At 41.0% G+C, this 18,285-nt stretch carries 17 protein-coding genes and 1 pseudogene; 14 read left to right on the forward strand and 4 right to left on the reverse strand.

Annotation, left to right across the window (positions count from 1 at the left end; all coding sequences use genetic code 11):
- The first annotated feature begins 22 nt into the window (after positions 1-22).
- From tmk to FQT67_RS02330, 6 genes are read left to right on the forward strand one after another with little or no spacing between them, the layout of a single operon-like run.
- Positions 23-658, forward strand: coding sequence for a dTMP kinase (gene tmk / locus FQT67_RS02305; RefSeq protein WP_003058667.1), 636 nt, complete (start codon positions 23-25; stop codon positions 656-658).
- A 15-nt stretch (positions 659-673) separates the two neighbouring features.
- Complete coding sequence (locus tag FQT67_RS02310) at positions 674-1,546, forward strand: DNA polymerase III subunit delta' (RefSeq protein WP_003058651.1); 873 nt, start codon at positions 674-676, stop codon at positions 1,544-1,546.
- Positions 1,543-2,343 carry a regulatory iron-sulfur-containing complex subunit RicT gene (gene ricT / locus FQT67_RS02315; RefSeq protein ID WP_046176980.1) on the forward strand — a complete coding sequence of 267 codons (801 nt, stop codon included), beginning with the start codon at positions 1,543-1,545 and terminating at the stop codon, positions 2,341-2,343. Before FQT67_RS02310 ends, ricT begins: the two co-directional genes overlap by 4 nt.
- Entirely contained in the window at positions 2,336-2,659 is a 324-nt protein-coding gene (gene yabA / locus FQT67_RS02320) for a DNA replication initiation control protein YabA (RefSeq protein ID WP_003058686.1), read from the forward strand. Before ricT ends, yabA begins: the two co-directional genes overlap by 8 nt.
- Positions 2,660-2,663: 4 nt before the next feature.
- Positions 2,664-3,527 carry a 16S rRNA (cytidine(1402)-2'-O)-methyltransferase gene (rsmI, locus tag FQT67_RS02325; protein ID WP_046176979.1) on the forward strand — a complete coding sequence of 288 codons (864 nt, stop codon included), beginning with the start codon at positions 2,664-2,666 and terminating at the stop codon, positions 3,525-3,527.
- Between the two features lie 26 nt (positions 3,528-3,553).
- Positions 3,554-3,946, forward strand: coding sequence for a DUF5684 domain-containing protein (locus FQT67_RS02330; protein WP_003062448.1), 393 nt, complete (start codon positions 3,554-3,556; stop codon positions 3,944-3,946).
- 46 nt (positions 3,947-3,992) lie between these two features.
- On the opposite strand, the gene FQT67_RS02335 is transcribed toward FQT67_RS02330, so the two are convergent.
- Positions 3,993-4,622: a copper homeostasis protein CutC gene (locus FQT67_RS02335; RefSeq protein ID WP_046176978.1), complete on the reverse strand. Its 630-nt coding sequence runs from the start codon at positions 4,620-4,622 to the stop codon at positions 3,993-3,995.
- Positions 4,623-4,738: 116 nt separating this feature from the next.
- Between FQT67_RS02335 and serC the strand changes: the two genes are divergently transcribed.
- Genes serC through FQT67_RS02355 form a run of 4 tightly spaced genes read left to right on the forward strand, consistent with a single transcriptional unit; the run spans position 4,739 to position 7,318 of the window.
- Positions 4,739-5,830: a 3-phosphoserine/phosphohydroxythreonine transaminase gene (serC, locus tag FQT67_RS02340; RefSeq protein WP_003058674.1), complete on the forward strand. Its 1,092-nt coding sequence runs from the start codon at positions 4,739-4,741 to the stop codon at positions 5,828-5,830.
- Positions 5,831-5,855: 25 nt separating this feature from the next.
- Complete coding sequence (locus FQT67_RS02345; RefSeq protein WP_003061315.1) at positions 5,856-6,407, forward strand: GNAT family N-acetyltransferase; 552 nt, start codon at positions 5,856-5,858, stop codon at positions 6,405-6,407.
- A gap of 60 nt (positions 6,408-6,467) precedes the next feature.
- Positions 6,468-6,965: a methylated-DNA--[protein]-cysteine S-methyltransferase gene (locus FQT67_RS02350; protein ID WP_003058665.1), complete on the forward strand. Its 498-nt coding sequence runs from the start codon at positions 6,468-6,470 to the stop codon at positions 6,963-6,965.
- Positions 6,962-7,318, forward strand: a complete 357-nt coding sequence (locus FQT67_RS02355) for an arsenate reductase family protein (RefSeq protein ID WP_022554296.1) — start codon at positions 6,962-6,964, stop codon at positions 7,316-7,318. The genes FQT67_RS02350 and FQT67_RS02355 overlap by 4 nt, the downstream gene beginning before the upstream one ends.
- Positions 7,319-7,368: 50 nt before the next feature.
- On the opposite strand, the gene FQT67_RS02360 is transcribed toward FQT67_RS02355, so the two are convergent.
- The 3 genes from FQT67_RS02360 to FQT67_RS02370 all read right to left on the reverse strand — a co-directional run bounded on the left by FQT67_RS02360 (position 7,369) and on the right by FQT67_RS02370 (position 9,171).
- A complete protein-coding gene (locus tag FQT67_RS02360) occupies positions 7,369-7,791 on the reverse strand; it encodes a VOC family protein (RefSeq protein WP_046176977.1) in 423 nt (140 codons plus the stop codon).
- Between the two features lies 1 nt (position 7,792).
- A complete protein-coding gene (locus tag FQT67_RS02365; protein ID WP_046176976.1) occupies positions 7,793-8,182 on the reverse strand; it encodes a VOC family protein in 390 nt (129 codons plus the stop codon).
- Between the two features lie 161 nt (positions 8,183-8,343).
- Complete coding sequence (locus FQT67_RS02370; RefSeq protein WP_046176975.1) at positions 8,344-9,171, reverse strand: exodeoxyribonuclease III; 828 nt, start codon at positions 9,169-9,171, stop codon at positions 8,344-8,346.
- Positions 9,172-9,459: 288 nt separating this feature from the next.
- Between FQT67_RS02370 and FQT67_RS02375 the strand changes: the two genes are divergently transcribed.
- From FQT67_RS02375 to FQT67_RS10710, 4 genes and pseudogenes are all read left to right on the forward strand, one after another.
- Positions 9,460-10,092: an SdpI family protein gene (locus FQT67_RS02375; RefSeq protein WP_046176974.1), complete on the forward strand. Its 633-nt coding sequence runs from the start codon at positions 9,460-9,462 to the stop codon at positions 10,090-10,092.
- A gap of 307 nt (positions 10,093-10,399) precedes the next feature.
- Complete coding sequence (locus FQT67_RS02380; protein WP_046176973.1) at positions 10,400-11,920, forward strand: L-lactate permease; 1,521 nt, start codon at positions 10,400-10,402, stop codon at positions 11,918-11,920.
- A 141-nt stretch (positions 11,921-12,061) separates the two neighbouring features.
- Positions 12,062-13,243 (forward strand): L-lactate oxidase, encoded by a 1,182-nt coding sequence (gene lctO / locus FQT67_RS02385; RefSeq protein WP_003055631.1) that lies wholly within the window; start codon positions 12,062-12,064, stop codon positions 13,241-13,243.
- A 252-nt stretch (positions 13,244-13,495) separates the two neighbouring features.
- Positions 13,496-18,246 (forward strand): annotated as a pseudogene (locus tag FQT67_RS10710) (S8 family serine peptidase).
- Positions 18,247-18,285 lie beyond the last annotated feature (39 nt).

An 18,285-nucleotide genomic window follows, 5' to 3' on the forward strand; every position in this document is an offset into this window, starting at 1 on the left:
AATATAGAACGAAGGAAGTCAAATGATTACAGGAAAACTTATCACAGTCGAAGGGCCAGATGGCGCAGGAAAAACTACTGTTTTGGAACAAGTCGTTCCTTTGTTAAAAGAGCGCCTTAGCCAAGAGATTGTGACCACAAGAGAACCGGGTGGTGTTGCCATTTCAGAGCACATTCGGGAGCTTATTTTGGATGTCAATCACACGACGATGGATCCCAAAACCGAACTCTTACTTTACATTGCAGCTCGCCGGCAGCATTTGGTGGAAAAGGTGCTACCAGCTCTTGAAGCAGGCCAGTTGGTTTTTATTGATCGTTTCATTGATAGTTCGGTAGCTTATCAAGGTGCGGGACGAGGGTTGTCAAAGACTGACATTCAATGGCTCAACAGATTTGCGACAGATGGTCTAGAACCTAATTTGACCCTTTATTTTGATGTGCCTTCCGAAATTGGTTTGGCTCGTATTGCTGCCAATAAAAATCGTGAAGTGAATCGTTTGGACCTTGAAGCGGTTGATATGCATCAGCGGGTACGCGAAGGGTATTTGGCTTTGGCTCAAGAACAACCTAATCGCATTGTAACCATTGATGCCTCAAAACCTTTAGAAGATGTCGTTGATGTTGCTTTAGCACATATTTTGGCTCTCATGGAAGCCTAGAAAAGGAGGGTGGGAATGGATTTAGCACAGAAGGCCCCTAAAGTCTATCAAGCATTTCAGGATATTTTAAAGAAGGACCGTCTAAACCATGCCTATCTTTTTTCTGGTGATTTTGCCAATGCCGAGATGGCTCTTTTTTTAGCTAAGGTCATCTTTTGTGAACAAAAAAAGGATCAGACACCCTGCGGGCACTGTCGATCTTGTCAATTGATTGAACAGGGAGATTTTGCTGATGTGACGGTATTGGAACCAACAGGGCAAGTGATTAAAACGGATGTGGTCAAAGAAATGATGGCTAACTTTTCACAGACAGGATATGAAGGAAAACGACAAGTTTTTATTATCAAAGATTGTGAAAAAATGCATGTCAATGCCGCTAATAGCTTGCTAAAATACATTGAGGAACCTCAAGGGCAAGCTTACATGTTTTTGCTGACCAATGATGATAACAAAGTGCTTCCGACCATTAAAAGTCGAACACAGGTGTTTCAATTTCCGAAAAATGAAGCCTATCTCTTCCAGTTAGCCCAAGAGCGAGGTTTATTAAGAAGTCAAGCTGATTTAGTGGCCAAACTGGCTAAAAATGTTGACCAATTAGAAGATTTGGCACAAAATAGTCATTTTTTAGAAGTGATGGCTCAGACTGAACGTTTTGTTTCAATCTGGTTAAAAGATCAGCTGCAAGCTTATTTAGCCTTGAATCACCTGGTACTGTTGGCAACCGAAAAAGAGGAGCAAGAGTTAATTTTGACCCTTTTGACACTACTCTTGGCAAGAGAGCAATCACAAACGCCCTTTAAACAATTGGAGGCTGTCTATCAGGCTAGGCTCATGTGGCAGAGCAATGTCAATTTTCAAAACACATTAGAATATATGGTGATGTCATGATAAGTGCAATTGGAATTCGTTATGGGGAAACGGAGCTTGTCAAATACGCTCAGACAGATCAGGAGTTTCCTAAAGGGACTTTATTAGTGGTCAAAGATGATAAGGGAAGCCATCTGGCAAAGGTCTGCCAAGTGAAAAAGGCTTTTTCTGAGAGTAGTCTCCCAAAGGGATTGCCAACCGTTGTAAGACTTGCTACGGCAATGGATAAAAAGGCTTTTGAGGATAATGCCAAGTTTGCAGCAGCATCAAAGGCAGAAGTAGTGGCTTTGATTGCCAAAAATGGGCTAGACATGAAACTTATCGATATTGTCTTTCCTTTAGATCGGCATTATGTCCTAATTACCTTTTCAGCAGAAGAGCGCGTGGATTTTCGGCAACTGTTAAAAGATTTAGTGGCTTATTTTAAGACTAGAATCGAACTGCACCAGATTAACAGTCGAGAAGAAGCCAAGATTTATGGAGGCTTAGGACCTTGTGGACGTCCTCTATGCTGCTCGAGTTTTTTAGGAGAATTTCCAGCTGTCTCTATCAAGATGTTGAAAAATCAAGGTTTGTCTTTGAATTCTGGTAAGTCAACGGGCTATTGTGGACGTTTACTCTGTTGTCTCCAGTATGAAGAAAGCTTTTATCAGGAAAGCAAGAAAAAATTCCCTGATTATGGTACCATAGTAGAGACAAGTGATGGTCCTGCGACGGTAGCGGCTATTGATATTTTTACAGATACCGTTAAGGTACGGTTGAAAGACCAGTTGACCTTGGTCACTTATGCTTTAGAGGAGGTTAAAGTAAGTGAATAAAAAAGAATTATTCGATGCTTTTGATGGGTTTTCACAAAATTTAATGGTTACTTTAGCTGAAATTGAAGCCATGAAAAAACAAGTGCAATCACTAGTAGAAGAAAACACTATTCTTCGCCTTGAAAATACAAAACTACGAGAACGTTTGAGCCAGTTGGAACATGAAACGGTAGCTAAAAATCCTTCCAAACAAGGAAAGGACCATTTAGAAGGTATTTACGAAGAAGGGTTTCATATCTGTAATTTTTTCTACGGTCAGCGTCGTGAAAATGATGAAGAATGTATGTTTTGTAGGGAATTATTAGATAGAAAGTAAGGGCATGCAGGTTCAAAAAAGTTTTAAAGACAAAAAAACAAGCGGAACCTTGTATTTGGTTCCAACCCCAATTGGCAATCTGCAGGACATGACCTTTAGAGCAGTGGCAACGTTAAAAGAGGTTGATTTTATTTGTGCAGAAGACACAAGAAACACAGGTCTTTTGCTAAAATACTTTGACATTGCTACCAAGCAAATCAGCTTTCATGAGCACAATGCCTATGAGAAGATTCCTGATTTAATTGATTTATTAATATCAGGACGGTCACTAGCTCAGGTGTCTGATGCAGGAATGCCATCTATTTCTGATCCTGGGCATGATTTGGTCAAGGCCGCTATTGATAACGATATCGCAGTGGTCGCTTTACCGGGAGCATCAGCAGGGATTACAGCCTTGATAGCTAGTGGGCTTGCTCCTCAACCTCATATTTTTTATGGGTTTTTACCTCGAAAAGCGGGGCAACAAAAATCTTTTTTCGAGAGTAAGTCACTTTACCCAGAAACACAAATTTTTTATGAATCGCCATATCGTGTCAAGGATACCCTGGCCAATATGTTGACTTGCTACGGGGACCGTCAAGTAGTGCTTGTCAGAGAATTAACCAAGTTATTTGAGGAATACCAACGGGGGTCTATTTCAGAAATCTTATCCTACCTTGAGGAAACACCACTCAAAGGGGAATGTCTGCTAATTGTGTCTGGATTCCAAGTAGACAGTGAGGTTGAGTTGACAGCTGAAGTTGACTTAGTTTCTCTAGTGCAAAAAGAAATCCAAGCAGGTGCCAAACCAAACCAGGCTATCAAAATAGTTGCTAAAGCTTATCAGGTTAATCGCCAAGAGCTTTACCAACAATTTCATGACTTATAAGTCATCATATAATAGGAGAAAAACTAATGACAGAAGATCAAACAGCAGTTCTTATTTTAGGGACATACGGAATCATATTGGCTATATTTTTATTATCAGCCTTACTATGCCTTATCGCGAACTGGCGACTCTTTAAAAGAGCGGGTTACAAAGGATGGTACAGCCTTATTCCTTTCTATGCAGGTTTTGTTAAACACAAAATCACTTTTGGAGAAGATAATAAATGGTTTTACTTTATTGGTTGGGTGATTGCTATTTATTATTATTATGTTCACTTTTGTTATGTTCGTGCTTTTGGTGGATCAAAGGGGCTAGCAGTATTTGGCTTGTTTTTCCCAGGCATTGCTACCTTGATTATCGCTTTTGGAAAAGCTTATACCGCAGAAGAATACCACCCTGTGCCACATCTTTTAAACTAAGAGAGAAAAGACCATCAATTGGATTTATTGATGGTCTTTTAGGTGTTTAGATGATTTTTGTGCCGTGAACAATGGCTGTTCCAGTGAGTTGACTCAAGCTTTGGCAATTCTCAGCAGTGACGCCTCCTCCAATCATGATTTCAATGCGTTTATTGGCATACGTAACAAGGTCTTTTAGTTGTTCCACATTGTCTGTAATAGGAGTAGCTTCAGGTGAGCCATGAGTTAGTACACGCACAAAGCCATAATCAATCAGTTGATCAAGCGCTTGGTGCTGGTGGTCAGTCGGAATCCGGTCAAAGGCCATATGAAAGACCAAAGGAAGTCCTTGTGTTGCAGGTAGTAACTGCTCGATAGCATCCGTATCGAGTTGATTTTCCGAAGTCAGCAGGCCTAACACAAGCGCATCAGAGCCAGCCTCAATGGCTTTGAGAATGTCTTCTTCCATAGCCTTTAGTTCGAGGTCGTTATAGACAAAATCACCACCACGGGGACGAATCATGGTTGCTACACTGATGTTTTTATCGTGTAAAAGTTGGTAGGCTTCTTTGATGACACCGTAAGATGGCGTGGTCCCTCCGACAGCTAGGTTATCACAGAGTTCCACACGGGTAACTTGACCAGCATCAAGGGTTGGAAGTAGCGTTAGGTTCTCAGCACAAAATTCTTTAATCATTTTTAAATCTCCTTTATCACTAGTATTATAGCACGAAATAAGCTAGTCATCAGGAAACATTTTTGTCAAATCAAGGACAATATGCTATACTCACTAGTATTATAGGGAGGTACTCTATGAGCCAGTATTATTTTTCTGCCGGTCCAGCAGTGTTGCCAAGATCTGTCTTGAAACAAGCACAAGCAAGCTTGTTGGATATTGATGGAAGAGGGACGAACATACTAGAATTGTCTCATCGGTCCCAGAGGTTTGAAGATATTATCCAAACAGCAGAAGAGTTGCTGAGAGAACTGATGGCTATTCCGGATAATTACCGGGTACTCTTCTTACAAGGTGGGGCTTCTACCCAGTTTAGCATGCTACCTTTAAATGTAGCAAGAGGAAAAACGGCTTACTACCAGGTGGCAGGCCACTGGGGGAAAAAAGCTTATTTAGAAGCCTTAACTTTAGCTAGAGAGATTGAGGTTAAGCCTATTTTACTGGCCAGTTCGGAAGCTGACGCTTTTGAGTATATCCCGACCTTTGACCCTAAAATTCTCGATGCTGAAGCTGCCTATGTGCATATTACCACCAATAATACCATTGAAGGCACAGCCCTTTACGACTTGCCTCAAACAAATGGCATTCCCTTAGTGGCGGACATGTCCTCAAATATTTTGACCTATCCTTACCAGGTAGAAGACTTTGCTATGATTTATGCTAGCGCCCAGAAAAATATGGGTCCAGCAGGGGTGACAGTGGTTATTATTGATGAAGATTTTTTGAATCAGGAACCCACCTTATCAAGCATGTGGGACTACCGTGTTCAAGCAGAAGCACATTCTCTTTACAATACCCCACCAACCTTTAGCATTTACGTTCTTTCCTTGGTTCTTGACTGGCTGAAAGGGATGGGAGGTGTGGCAAAAATGGCAAAGCGTAACCAGGAAAAAGCACAGCTTCTTTATGACTACCTAGATCAGTCAAGGTTTTACCATAACCCTGTTCGCTATGCCGATCAACGCTCCATGGTTAACGTCCCCTTTACTTGCCCAAATCCGGCTTTGGATGCCTTGTTTATTCAAGAAGCGGAGGCACGGGGTCTCTATGGGTTACAGGGGCATAGCAGTGTGGGAGGCATGCGAGCGAGTCTGTACAACGCTTTTTCCAAAGAAGGTGTACTAGCCTTGATTGAGATGATGGCAGCATTTGAAGCGAAATATCAGTAACCAAATCATGAAAAGAGGAGTAACAATGGAAATTAGACTAGCCTTTCCAAATGAAGTGGCTCAAGTGATGACCGTAATTGAAGATGCTAAGGCGGTGATTGCTGCTTATGGGAGTGACCAGTGGCAAAATGGCTACCCCAATGAAGAGGTGATGATTGATGATATTTTAAAAGGTCACGCTTATGTAGCTCTAAATGATGAGGGGACGATTGTAGCCTACGCAGCAGCCATTTATGGTAATGAAGAAGCTTACAATGCTATTTACGATGGCCAGTGGAGAACGCCAAATCAAGATTATGTGACCTTTCATCGCATTGCGGTATTGAAAGACCATCAAGGTCAAGGTGTTGCCCAAACTTTTTTACAGGGCTTAATCGAACGCTTTGACCAAAAGGATTTTCGTTGTGATACCCATGAAAAGAACAATGTCATGCAGCACCTCTTGACCAAATTAGGCTATGTCTATTGTGGTAAAGTGCCCTTGGACGGGGTTCGCTTGGCCTATCAAAAAATTAAAGAGAGTCACGAACAAGCTGACTATCAGGAGATAGACGAAGACAGCCGCTATGGCTTATAATGCCCTAATTTGTCTTCTCTCTTTGCCAGTCATTATAGAATAAGAAAGCATACTTAACCCATGACCTTAACAGAATCTTATTATGATAGTCCATTAGGAAAGATATCTTTAGTGGCAACAGACCACGCTTTGTTGGGGGCTTGGTTTTTAGGACAGGCTTATTTCCAAGCGGGTCTTGACCGCCTCCCTCAAAGAGGAACCAACGCTATCTTGCAAGCGGCTGCCAGTTGGTTAGATACTTATTTTGAAGGAAATCCAACTGCTATCTCCATTAATCTAGTTCCTAAAGGGACCCCTTTTCAACAGAACGTTTGGGAAACCTTACGCCAGATTCCCTATGGAGAAACGATCACCTATGGACAACTCGCAACACAAGTTGCCTGTCAATCAGCCCAAGCTGTTGGCGCAGCTATTGGTCGTAATCCCCTAAGTCTCTTTATTCCCTGCCATCGTGTGATAGCAGCAGATGGACAGCTTAGAGGTTATGCCGGCGGCCTAGATAAAAAAGCTTGGTTACTCAAGCATGAAAGATTACTGATAACAAAGGAGAAAAAATGATTACCATCTACCAATACCCAAAATGTAGTACCTGTCAAAGAGCCATGGCTGAACTAAAGCAACTGGTTAGTGACTTTGAAGTCATTGATATCAAAGCTAATCCACCCAAAGCTCAGGACCTCAAACATTGGATGGAAACATCTGGCTATACCATCAAGAATTTCTTTAATACCAGTGGTAACAGCTATCGTGACTTGGGACTTAAAGATAAGATAGACCATCTTAGCCTTGACGAAGCTGCTGAACTTTTAGCCACAGATGGTATGTTGATTAAACGGCCTATTCTGATTAAGGACGGTAACGTCTTACAAGTTGGCTATCGCAAGCCATATCAAAACTTGAACCTCTCCTAAAACGAGTATAAAAAAGAGACACCTCTTAAAGAAGGAGGATTGTCTCTTTTTTAATGTTCTGCTTTTAATTCGGTATTTAATTGCCACATCATTCCAAATTGGTCGGTAATATTAGCATAGGCAGGGCTCCAGAAAGTTTCTTGGAGGGGAAGGTTGATTGCCTTAGCATTGGTGATTAACTTGTCGTAAATACGCTGGGCTTCTTCGATGCTATCTACCATAATAGAAGCTGTCATATTGACACCAGCTTGATAACCAACATCAGGATTTTCATCTGAGAGATCCAAACGAATACCATCAATATCTAGTTGAGCGTTGAGGATAAGATGTTCATGAGTTTTCGGGCAATCAGGAACACCATCTTTCCACAAGAATAGATTAACTACTTTTGCTTGAAAAACCTCTTGGTAGAATGCGACAGCCTCTTGACCGTTACCATCAGTAACGAGATAAACATTAATGGCAGTAACCATACTAAGCTCCTTTAGGTGATGTTGATTGACGAACAGCGATGTAGTGACCTTCATTATCAGAGAAGGTGAAATGAATCATGCCTTGGCATTCCATAATAGGATTGGTTGCGACACCAGCGGCCGTTAGACGTTCGTATTCTGCCTGAAGATGATCCGTTTCAAATAAAAGAGATGGAAAACCTAGATCCATACCAGGATTAGCAGCAGTCACGATTTCCTTGTTGTGTAGGCCAAAGCTTATAGCTGATTCCTTATTTGGGGCAATCTCATAGGAGGAAGTCCTTTCTTGTTGCGCTTGGTCAACTAAGACAAAGCCCACTTGCTCAGACCAAAATTGTAGAGCGGCCTCTGTATCTGCGACATAAAGCATTGTTGTTGATTTTGTAATCATTTCTCTCTCCATTATTAATATTTAGTGATAAATAATTATACCTTTCCTATTGTTAAAGAGCAATTTAAAAGTATTCGAAATGGGATGTATATGCTATTGAGACATAAAAAAAGAAGGGTTCCCTTCTTTTTCTTTAGTCGAGTTGTCAGGCTACTTGGACATTATAAGTCAATATCCAAGAGGATTGGCGTATGGTCTTGGCGTTCCCCAGAAGAAATCATCTCAGAGCGGTTAATCTTATCCACAAGTCGGTTTGACGTTAACCAATAGTCAATTCTCCAACCGGTATTGTTGATTTTGCTGGTTTTGCTACGTTGTGCCCACCAGGTATAAACATTAGGAATATCTCCGTGCAAGTGACGGAAGGTATCTGTAAAGCCTCTTGCCAATAGGTTAGTAAAGCCTTGACGCTCTTCGTCGGTAAAACCTGGTGAACGACGATTGCTGCCTGGATTTGCCAAATCAATTTCTTTGTGGGCAACGTTGTAATCTCCCGTAGCCAAAACAGGCTTTTGAGCATCAAGTTCAACCAAGTAATCAGCGTATTTTTGGTCCCAAATTTGACGGTCTTCTAAACGTCTAAGGCCATCGCCGGCATTAGGAGTGTAAACCTGTGTGACAAAAAAGTCTTCAAATTCTAGAGTAATCATACGGCCTTCGGCATCCATTGTGGTTGGGGCACCAATTTCTGGAAAAGTAATAACAGGGTTTAGCGTGTTTTTGTAAAGGAACATAGTTCCTGCGTAGCCTTTTCGAGCAGGCTCTACTGAAGAACGCCAAACATGCAAATAGTCGGGAAAATAACTAAGCAGGGTCTCAACATGTTTCTTGGTAGGGCCCTTAGCAGATAATTTGGTTTCTTGAATGGCAATAATATCCGCATCTTGAGCGACTAAAGTGTCTAAAACAGCGCGTGATAGAAGGGCACGAGGAGATTCTCCTGTGAGGGCAGCATTTAAGGAATCGATGTTCCATGAGATAAGTTTCATTAGGTTTCTCTTTCTAACAGATAATCTTACTTTTATTGTAACAAAAAAATAAGCGAGCAGCGACCTTTGGAGCCTGGATCATTATTTTCAAAAAATGAAAATAGTGTTTCCTTAGGGTTGAAAGTGCTATGATAAAAGGAAATAGCAAAGACTATTGTGCTCTATTCTAGGAGAAATTCAGCTGTCATTAAAGAAGGTGTTTTTGTATCCAAAAGTGCTATAATAGTGATAAGTTGAAAAAGAAGAAGTAGAGGATGTTGCTCCCATGTTCAAGGAGGTTTGAGAATAATGTTATCAAAAAAACTAACAGTGCTAAGCAGTCTTGTCACGCTAAGTCCCATTATTCTTGGTCTAATACTGTGGCAGTACCTTCCTGAGAAAATCCCAACTCACTTTGACCTAACAGGGCAGGCAGATGGCTTTTCAAGTAAGTTGGAAGGTATTATGGCTTTACCGCTTATCATACTAGGAATCCATCTCATCACCTTATTTATTGGAACTAAGAAACCCATAATTACCCAGAAAGGTGCTGCTTTATACCTCATCTATTGGCTGTTGCCTAGTTTGTGTCTGGTGGTTCAGACAGGTATTCTATTAACCTCGGCTGGTTTTATCAACCGTAATCTATTCAATCCAATAGCAGGACTTGCCTGTCTTTTGATAGTATTGGGGTTTCTCCTACTCTATCTTAAGCAAAATCCTATCATGGGTATTCGCCTTCCTTGGACCTTAGCAGATGAGGATAACTGGGCCAAAACCCATCGCTTTGCTGGACGTATATGGCTTGTTGGTGGTAGCTTTCTCTTTGCTCTCAGCTATTTCAAGGCTGATGTTCAGAGTGCTGTTATGGTAGTCTTAGGTGCTATGCTGGTCGTTCCTATTGTTTATTCTTACTTATTGAACCGAGCTGAGAAAAAGTAGTTCTCTAACGGTAAATATGTGACCAACAAGTAAAAGACACACACGTTAGTCATAACTAGCGTGTTTTTATGTCGGAAAAGAAAAAGAGTCGAGTGATTCTAAAATTGTGAAAAAAATAATTTGAAAGCTAAGAATCTGATAACAGCAGGGTTAGAGGAATATCTCACTTTGAAATCACTAAATGGTGTGAGCATTAGAGTTGACGGAAAGACTAAGGTTTATTAAAATAAAAGAGAATTTGTAAGCGCTAACAAATTACGATAACATTACTTTTATATTTTAGTTATAGAGAGGTCCTTTGATAACCATGATTCAAACATTATTTGCAATCATTCCTATTGCTTGGCTGATTCTGTCCCTGGCCGTTTTTCGGATTCGCGGCGATTTGGCCTGTTTGATAGGACTAGTGATTACCATTGTAACCAGTATCTTTGCTTTTGATTTTAAGGTCACTGATAGTCTGACTGCTGCATTAGAAGGCGCCATGATGGGATTTTGGCCGATTGTCTATATTATTGTAGCAGCGGTCTTTACCTACAATCTCACAACGGCTTCAGGTGGTATGTCCGTGATCAAGCAATTACTGACAAGTATTTCAAACGATAGGCGCATCTTAGTGCTTATCCTTGCTTGGGGATTTGGAGGATTTCTTGAAGCCATTGCAGGCTTTGGTACAGCAGTTGCCATTCCGGCTAGTATTTTAGTGGCCTTAGGCATGAAACCTTTAAGAGCAGCCTTGATTTGTTTAATCGCAAATACAACACCAACAGCTTTTGGAGCTATTGGATTGCCTGTAACGACCTTAGCTCAAGTAACAGGGCTAGAAGTTAAACAACTCTCTGTTATTGTTTCTATCCAGCTATTTCTGTTAATCGTTGCTATTCCTTTTGTCCTTGTTTCTCTAGCAGGAGAGGGAGATCGTTCGTTTAAAGGAATTTTTGGGTTAACCTTAGCTTCTGGACTTTCCTTTGCCTTACCACAAATCGTTATTTCTCACTATTTGGGAGCTGAGTTACCATCTATTATTGGATCACTCCTTTGTATTTTGGTAACTGTTTTATTTGTTAAACTCAAAGAAAAAGGAAATGTTAGCTCAGAAACTGCTGAGCCAGTATCCTTAAAAGAGGGTGCTATGGCATCCCTACCTTTTCTTCTTGTTTTCATCTTTATCATGTTGACCTCGTCTTTATTCCCTGCTATTAATCAATTATTGTCAAAAGTATCGACTACTTTTTCCATTTATACAGGCGATCATGCTAAGCCCTATACGATTAATTGGCTAACCTCACCGGGAACCATGATTATCTTAGCGACTGTTTTGGCAGGATTAGGTCAAGGCATGAGTATTGGTCAAATTGGTCAGATTCTCGCGAAAAGCATCAAACAACTGACTAAAACGATGGTAACGGTGGCTTCCATTGTTGCCCTTTCTAAGGTGATGAGTTATAGTGGAATGATTGGAACAATCGCTGTTAGTTTAGTAGCAGTGACAGGTGGTTTTTATCCTTTTATCGCACCAATCATTGGTTCATTGGGAACATTCATCACAGGAAGTGATACGTCTGCCAATGTCTTATTTGGAGAATTACAAGTCAAAGCAGCAAGTAATCTTAACATGAATCCTTACTGGTTAGCAGCGGCTAATATGTCCGGTGCTACCGCTGGTAAAATGATTTCACCACAAAGTATCGCGGTTGCTGCGGTCGCAATTGGGTTAGAGGGTCAAGAAGGACGCTTGTTGAAAGAGGTCATGAAATTCTGTTTCCTCTACATCCTACTCACTTGCTTGGTTGTCTTTATTATGGGTAAAGCATTAGGTTATCTATAGATAGAAAAGATAGAACTGAAGAAGACATTAAAAAATAAAAGATGTGTGAGCATATACTTTGACAGCTACAAATCAATCTAATATAATTTAGGTATAATTTGTAAGCGCTCACAAATAATTTAACAACACAGGAGAATATAAATGGTACAAAAAACAGTCGTTACAGAAGAAACTACTGACTTCGTTATGGATTTTAAAACGAGTAGCGCTGAAGGAAACGTTGATTTTATTAATGTTTTCGATTTAGAAAAGATGGCTCAGCAGGTCATCCCTAAAGGAGCCTTTGGATATATTGCAAGTGGTGCTGGTGATACCTTTACCCTCCACGAAAATATTCGTTCTTTTAACCACAAATTAATTGTCCCTCATGGTTTGAAAGGTGTGGATAACCCAAGCACGGAAATTACATTTGATGGTGACCGTTTAAGTTCTCCAATTATTATGGCACCAGTAGCTGCTCATAAATTAGCTAATGAACAAGGAGAGGTAGCTTCAGCTAAAGGTGTGAGTGAGTTTGGAACGATTTATACAACCAGTTCATACTCAACCACTGATTTGCCTGAAATCACAACTGCTCTAAACGGAGCGCCTCATTGGTTCCAATTCTATTATAGTAAAGACGACGGCATTAACCGCCACATTATGGATCGTCTAAAAGAACAAGGGGTTAAATCAATTGTTTTAACGGTGGATGCGACAGTTGGAGGAAACCGAGAAGTTGATAAACGTAATGGTTTTGTCTTCCCAGTTGGTATGCCGATTGTTCAAGAATACCTTCCTGATGGAGCTGGTAAGACGATGGACTATGTTTACAAATCAGCTAAACAAGCCCTCTCTCCAAAAGATGTGGAATACATTGCCCAATATTCAGGGTTACCAGTGTATGTGAAAGGTCCTCAATGTGCCGAAGATACCTTGCGTGCCTTGGATGCTGGAGCTTCTGGTATTTGGGTAACTAACCATGGTGGCCGACAGTTAGATGGTGGACCAGCTGCCTTTGACTCTTTACAAGAAGTAGCAGAAACTGTTGATAAGCGTGTTCCAATTGTCTTTGACTCTGGTGTTCGTCGTGGTCAACATATCTTTAAAGCGATTGCTTCAGGAGCAGATCTTGTCGCTCTTGGTCGTCCAGTTATCTATGGTTTAGCAATGGGTGGAAGCATCGGCACACGCCAAGTCTTCGAAAAATTAAATGATGAATTGAAGATGGTTATGCAGCTTGCTGGAACTCAAACTGTTGAAGATATCAGAAACTTCACTTTACGTCACAATCCATACGATTCTTCTATTCCGTTCGATCAGAATGCCCTTCGCTTAGACTAAGCAATAGATTAGCAAAAAAGGAATAACCTTTGTTACCCTGAAATAGGGGGGCAAAGGTTTTTTGTGTTTGACTTATCGCTGTGACTTTTCTTTGTATTAAAATATTAAAAAGCAAAACTTCTTACATTATTACTATTTGGGATTGATTTTATTGGAAAAATATGGTTAAATACTCAAATGTTATTAATATAAAATGAGTTATTAATTAATTTAAAAATAGCTTCATTTTAGTCCAATTTAGGAGTAAATTAAGTGGAGAAGAAACAACGTTTTTCCCTTCGAAAATACAAATTAGGGACGGTTTCAGTTTTAATTGGAAGTCTGTTATTCCTTGCAACAAGTAGCGTATCAGCAGAGGAGGTAGCAACTACCAGCCTAACGGCTAACGGAAGTGTCACTCAGTTGCCAGCGCAAGAGCATCAGGCTAAAGAGTCTCCGGTTTTACCCGTGCCTACAATAAAGGATTCAGACATGGCAGGGGAGGTTGGAGTTGAAGTTGGTAAAGGTGCTCAACCACCAATAGAATTAGCTGCCCAAGAAGGTACTGAAACCGATAAGGGTGGTGAGGCAACAGACCCTCATCAGACCTCGGAGTTGCCTCCAGTCAATAGGGATGTTCATGACTGGGTTAAGACAAAAGGAGCCTGGGATAGAGGATTCAAAGGTCAAGGCAAGGTGATCGCGATTATTGATACTGGCATTGATGCTAATCATCAAGCTATGCGCTTAACCGATGTGTCCACGGCAAAAGTAACTTCCAAAGCAGCTATGGAAGAGCGTAAAAAAGCAGCTGGCATCCAGTATGGGGTGTGGTTAACTGATAAAGTGATCTTTGCTCATAATTATGTGGAAAATAATGACAAGGTCAAAGAAGTTAAGTTTGATTTGTTTGGAGAGGAAGAGTTGGAAGGCCTTGATATAAAGGTCGATGTTCAAAAGGTTAAGTCATCCAAACATTATCGTCCACAAGCGGTTGAGCCTCCAAAAGAAACGGTTATTAAGATAGAGGATATTCAGGGATCACTTGAGATTGACTGGCCAGAAATAGATGATGACACCAAATACGAATCACATGGCATGCACGTTACGGGGATTGCCGCAGGAAATGGCATCGAAGCAGCAGCTACTGGAGAGCGCTTTTTAGGAATTGCTCCAGAAGCACAGGTTATGTTCATGCGTGTTTTTGCAAATGATGTCATGGGAACAGGGGACTCTCTCTTTATTAAGGCCATTGAAGACGCAGTGGCTTTAGGAGCTGACGCCATTAACCTTAGCCTAGGATCTGCCAATGGTTCCCAACTTAGTGGTAACCGAGCTCTTATGGAGGCTCTTGAAAAGGCAAAACAAGCAGGCGTATCTGTGGTAGTTGCGGCAGGAAATGAGCGCGTGTTTGGTTCTGATCACGATGATCCGTTTGTGACTAATCCTGATTATGGCTTAGTGGGCTCACCGTCGACAGGTCGTCCGCCAATGTCTGTAGCGGCCATTAATAACAAATGGGTCATTGAACGCTTAATGACCGTTGAAGGGTTACAGGATCGTGCTAATCTTAACAATGGTAAAGCGATTTATGCAGAATCTGTTGATTTTAAAGATATCAAAAAACAGCCTTGGTTATGACTTGTCCTATCCGTTTGTGTATATTGAGCAATTAACAGAAGCGGGTTACACAGCTAAGGATATTAAAGATAAAATCGTTTTAATTGAACGTGATCCAGAGAAAACCTATGATGACATGATTGCACAAGCCAAAGCCCATGGCGCCGTAGGTGTTGTCATGTTTAACAATGTCCCAGGTCAGGCTAATCGTTTGATACGTTTAAATCCTCATGGGATGGTGCTTCCACTTGCCTTTATATCTCATGAATTTGGTAAGGCTATGTCAACCCTAAATGGGAATGGGACAGGAAGTTTAATGTTTGATAGCAGCCTATCAAAAGCTCCTAGTCAAAAGGGCAATGAGATGAACCATTTTTCAAATTGGGGACTGACTTTGGATGGCTATTTGAAACCTGATGTAACAGCACCCGGTGGGGATATTTACTCATCTTACAATGATAATCACTATGGTAGCCAAACGGGAACCAGTATGGCTGCTCCTCAAATTGCAGGAGCTAGCCTATTGATTAAACAATATCTTGAGCAAATTAAGCCTGATCTGCCAAAAGACCAAGTAGCAGATTTGGTTAAAAACATCATGATGAGTAATGCTCAGGTCCATGTGAATCCAGTGACAAATGTCACAACATCCCCACGTCAGCAAGGAGCTGGCTTACTGAATCTTGAGGCGGCGGTAAGCAGTGGCCTTTATGTAACAGGAAAAGACAACTACGGCAGCATCTCTTTGGGGAATGTCACAGATAATTTTTCATTTGAGGTAACTGTTCATAATTTATCTCAAGAAGCTAAAAGCTTGCGCTATGAGACAGAGTTGTTAACAGATAAAGTCAATCCTGAAGAAGGGCGATTTACCCTGACCTCTCGCTTGCTAAAAACCTATCTGGGTGAAATCATTGAAGTTCCTGCCAATGGTCAAAAAACAATCACTATCACTCTGGATGCGTCAGCTTTCACAGAAGAGCTAAGTCAGCAAATGCCAAACGGTTATTATTTAGAAGGATTTGTGCGTTTTGTGGATAGTAACAATCAACAAAACAACCGGGTTACGATTCCTTTTGTAGGATTTAAAGGCGAGTTTGAAAACCTTGCGGTCGTCGAAGAATCAATTTACCAGCTAAAAGCTAAAGGAGAAAAAGGCTTTTATTTTGATGAGTCAGGTCCTAAAGATGATATTTATGTTGGTAAACATTTCACCGGCTTAGTGACATTAGGAACAGATACTAATGTCTCGACAGCGACTATCTCAGATAATGGCTTGCATACTCTTGGGACATTTAGAAATCAAGATGGTAAATTCATCTTAGGTCGAAACAATCAAGGACAGCCTGTCTTAGCGATTTCACCAAACAGAATTTTCTGGCAAATCTTCAACAGGTGCTGATTTACCGGATGGTCATTACCATTATGTGGTATCTTATTACCCAGATGTGGTCGGTGCCAAACGTCAGGAAATGACGTTTGAGTTAATTTTAGATCGTCAAAAACCTCTTTTAAATCAGGTAACATTTGATCCAAGAACCAATCAATTCAGTCCAGCGGCCATAGAAGATCTTGGTCCGTCTGGTGTTCTAAGAGATAGTGTCTTTTACTTGGAAACTAAAGATAACAAACCTTACACTATTAGCATTAACAATGGTTACAAATATGTTTCTGTAGCAGACAATAAACAATTTGTGGCTCATCAAGCAGATAGTGGTTTCATCTAGCCGCTTGATAAGGCAGAACTAGGTAACTTTTATTATATGGTGGAAGACTTTGCAGGTAACATTGCCATTGCTAAATTAGGGGACCATTTACCAAAAACTATCGGCAATGACTTGGTGCATCTGACACTGACAGATGGCAATTATCAGAAAAAAGTTGGTTACGAGGATAATCTTGACATGGTAGCAACTGATACCGGATTGGTTACCAACCAAGCTCAGCTAGCCGTCAGCCACCGCAATCGTCCTCACAGTCAATTGGTGACACTAGATCAAGACTTCTTTATTTCACCAAATGACGATGCTAATAAAGACTTTGTAGCTTTCAAAGGATTGCCAAACAAGACCTATAATAACTTACAGGTCACGGTTTTTGCTGCAGAAGATCAACAACGTTTAACGCCTATTTGGTTCAGTCAACCAGGTGCAGACCTATCAGATATTGAAAGTACTGCTTGGCGTGGGATCACTGCTGGAGGTGAGAAAGTTCTATCTGGCAGTTACCAATACGTTATCACCTATCATGATGCCAATAATCACGCGCAGGAGAAGGTCTTCAAAGTATCAGTGAATCATAACAAACCAATCCTGACGCAAGGGAGTTTCCGTAAGGATGATGACGTTGAGTTCTTCACTCCAGGGCAGCCACAGGCGATTAGTAGCTCAGGGATTGCTCGTGTCGAGGTGTTTTATCTCACTAAGAAAAATGGTCGACTATTTGATGTCGTCGAGTCCCAACATTCTGTTTCCGTTACTGATAACAAGGTTCTGATTCCTCAAAATGAAGACGGCTCTTACACCATTCCAACAGTAGAGGGCGTGTCTCCAGGAGATTATTATTACCTTGTGGAAGATAAGGCTGGTAATGTTGCCTTTACGACATTACCCAACCTAAGAGCGGTGGGTCAAGAAAGAGGAGTCTTAAGTTTGGCGCTAGATGTGAATGTTCTAGAAGGAAAACACCCAATTAGCTTTACCTATCTTGTCCGCGATGCAACTGGTAAACCGATTGAGACTTTGGATTATTTCAACCACTCATCTAACAGCCTGATATTACCATTTGGACAATATACGGTTGAACTGTTGACTTATGACACTAATCTTATTGAGCTGCAATCTGACAAGGTAGTTAGCTTTACCTTAACGGAACATAACCCTTTCCAACACATTGCCTTTGCGATGGCAAAAATGGATTCTTCTCAAGTGACGGTTCATTTTGATCGCTTGTTACCAGAAGGCAGTCAGGTTAGTCTTAAAACGCTTCAAGGCCACTTGATTCCTCTCAACCAATCTCTATATGTTCCAAAGGCTTATGGAAAAACAGTTAGAGATGGCAGTTATCAACTTGTGGTAACCCTGCCAAAAGGCTATCGTATTGAGGGAGAGACAAGGGTGCAGGCTAAACAAAATGAAGTTCATGAGTTAGCCTTACGCCTAGTGAAGGATGCAAGTGAGCAGTTGCTTGTCTCAGATAATCATCAACAGGGACTTACCTCAGTTGAGACGAACACAGAGAGTTCTGCGGTACCGACGGTGGTAAGCACTTCACAAAATCAGAAAAAGTCAGAAGCGGCAGTTCAATTACCAACAACAGGTGATAAGGCACTGGTGAAATGGAGTATACTTGGCTTCTTACTGATTAGCTTAGCCGCTCTATTTAGCCGTAAAAAAATGGATTAACATTTCTGAAGGTTTAAAACTAAAAAAACTAGTACTTTT

The sequence above is a fragment of the Streptococcus sp. NCTC 11567 genome, from assembly GCF_902141215.1.
In the GTDB taxonomy this organism is placed as follows: domain Bacteria; phylum Bacillota; class Bacilli; order Lactobacillales; family Streptococcaceae; genus Streptococcus; species Streptococcus dysgalactiae.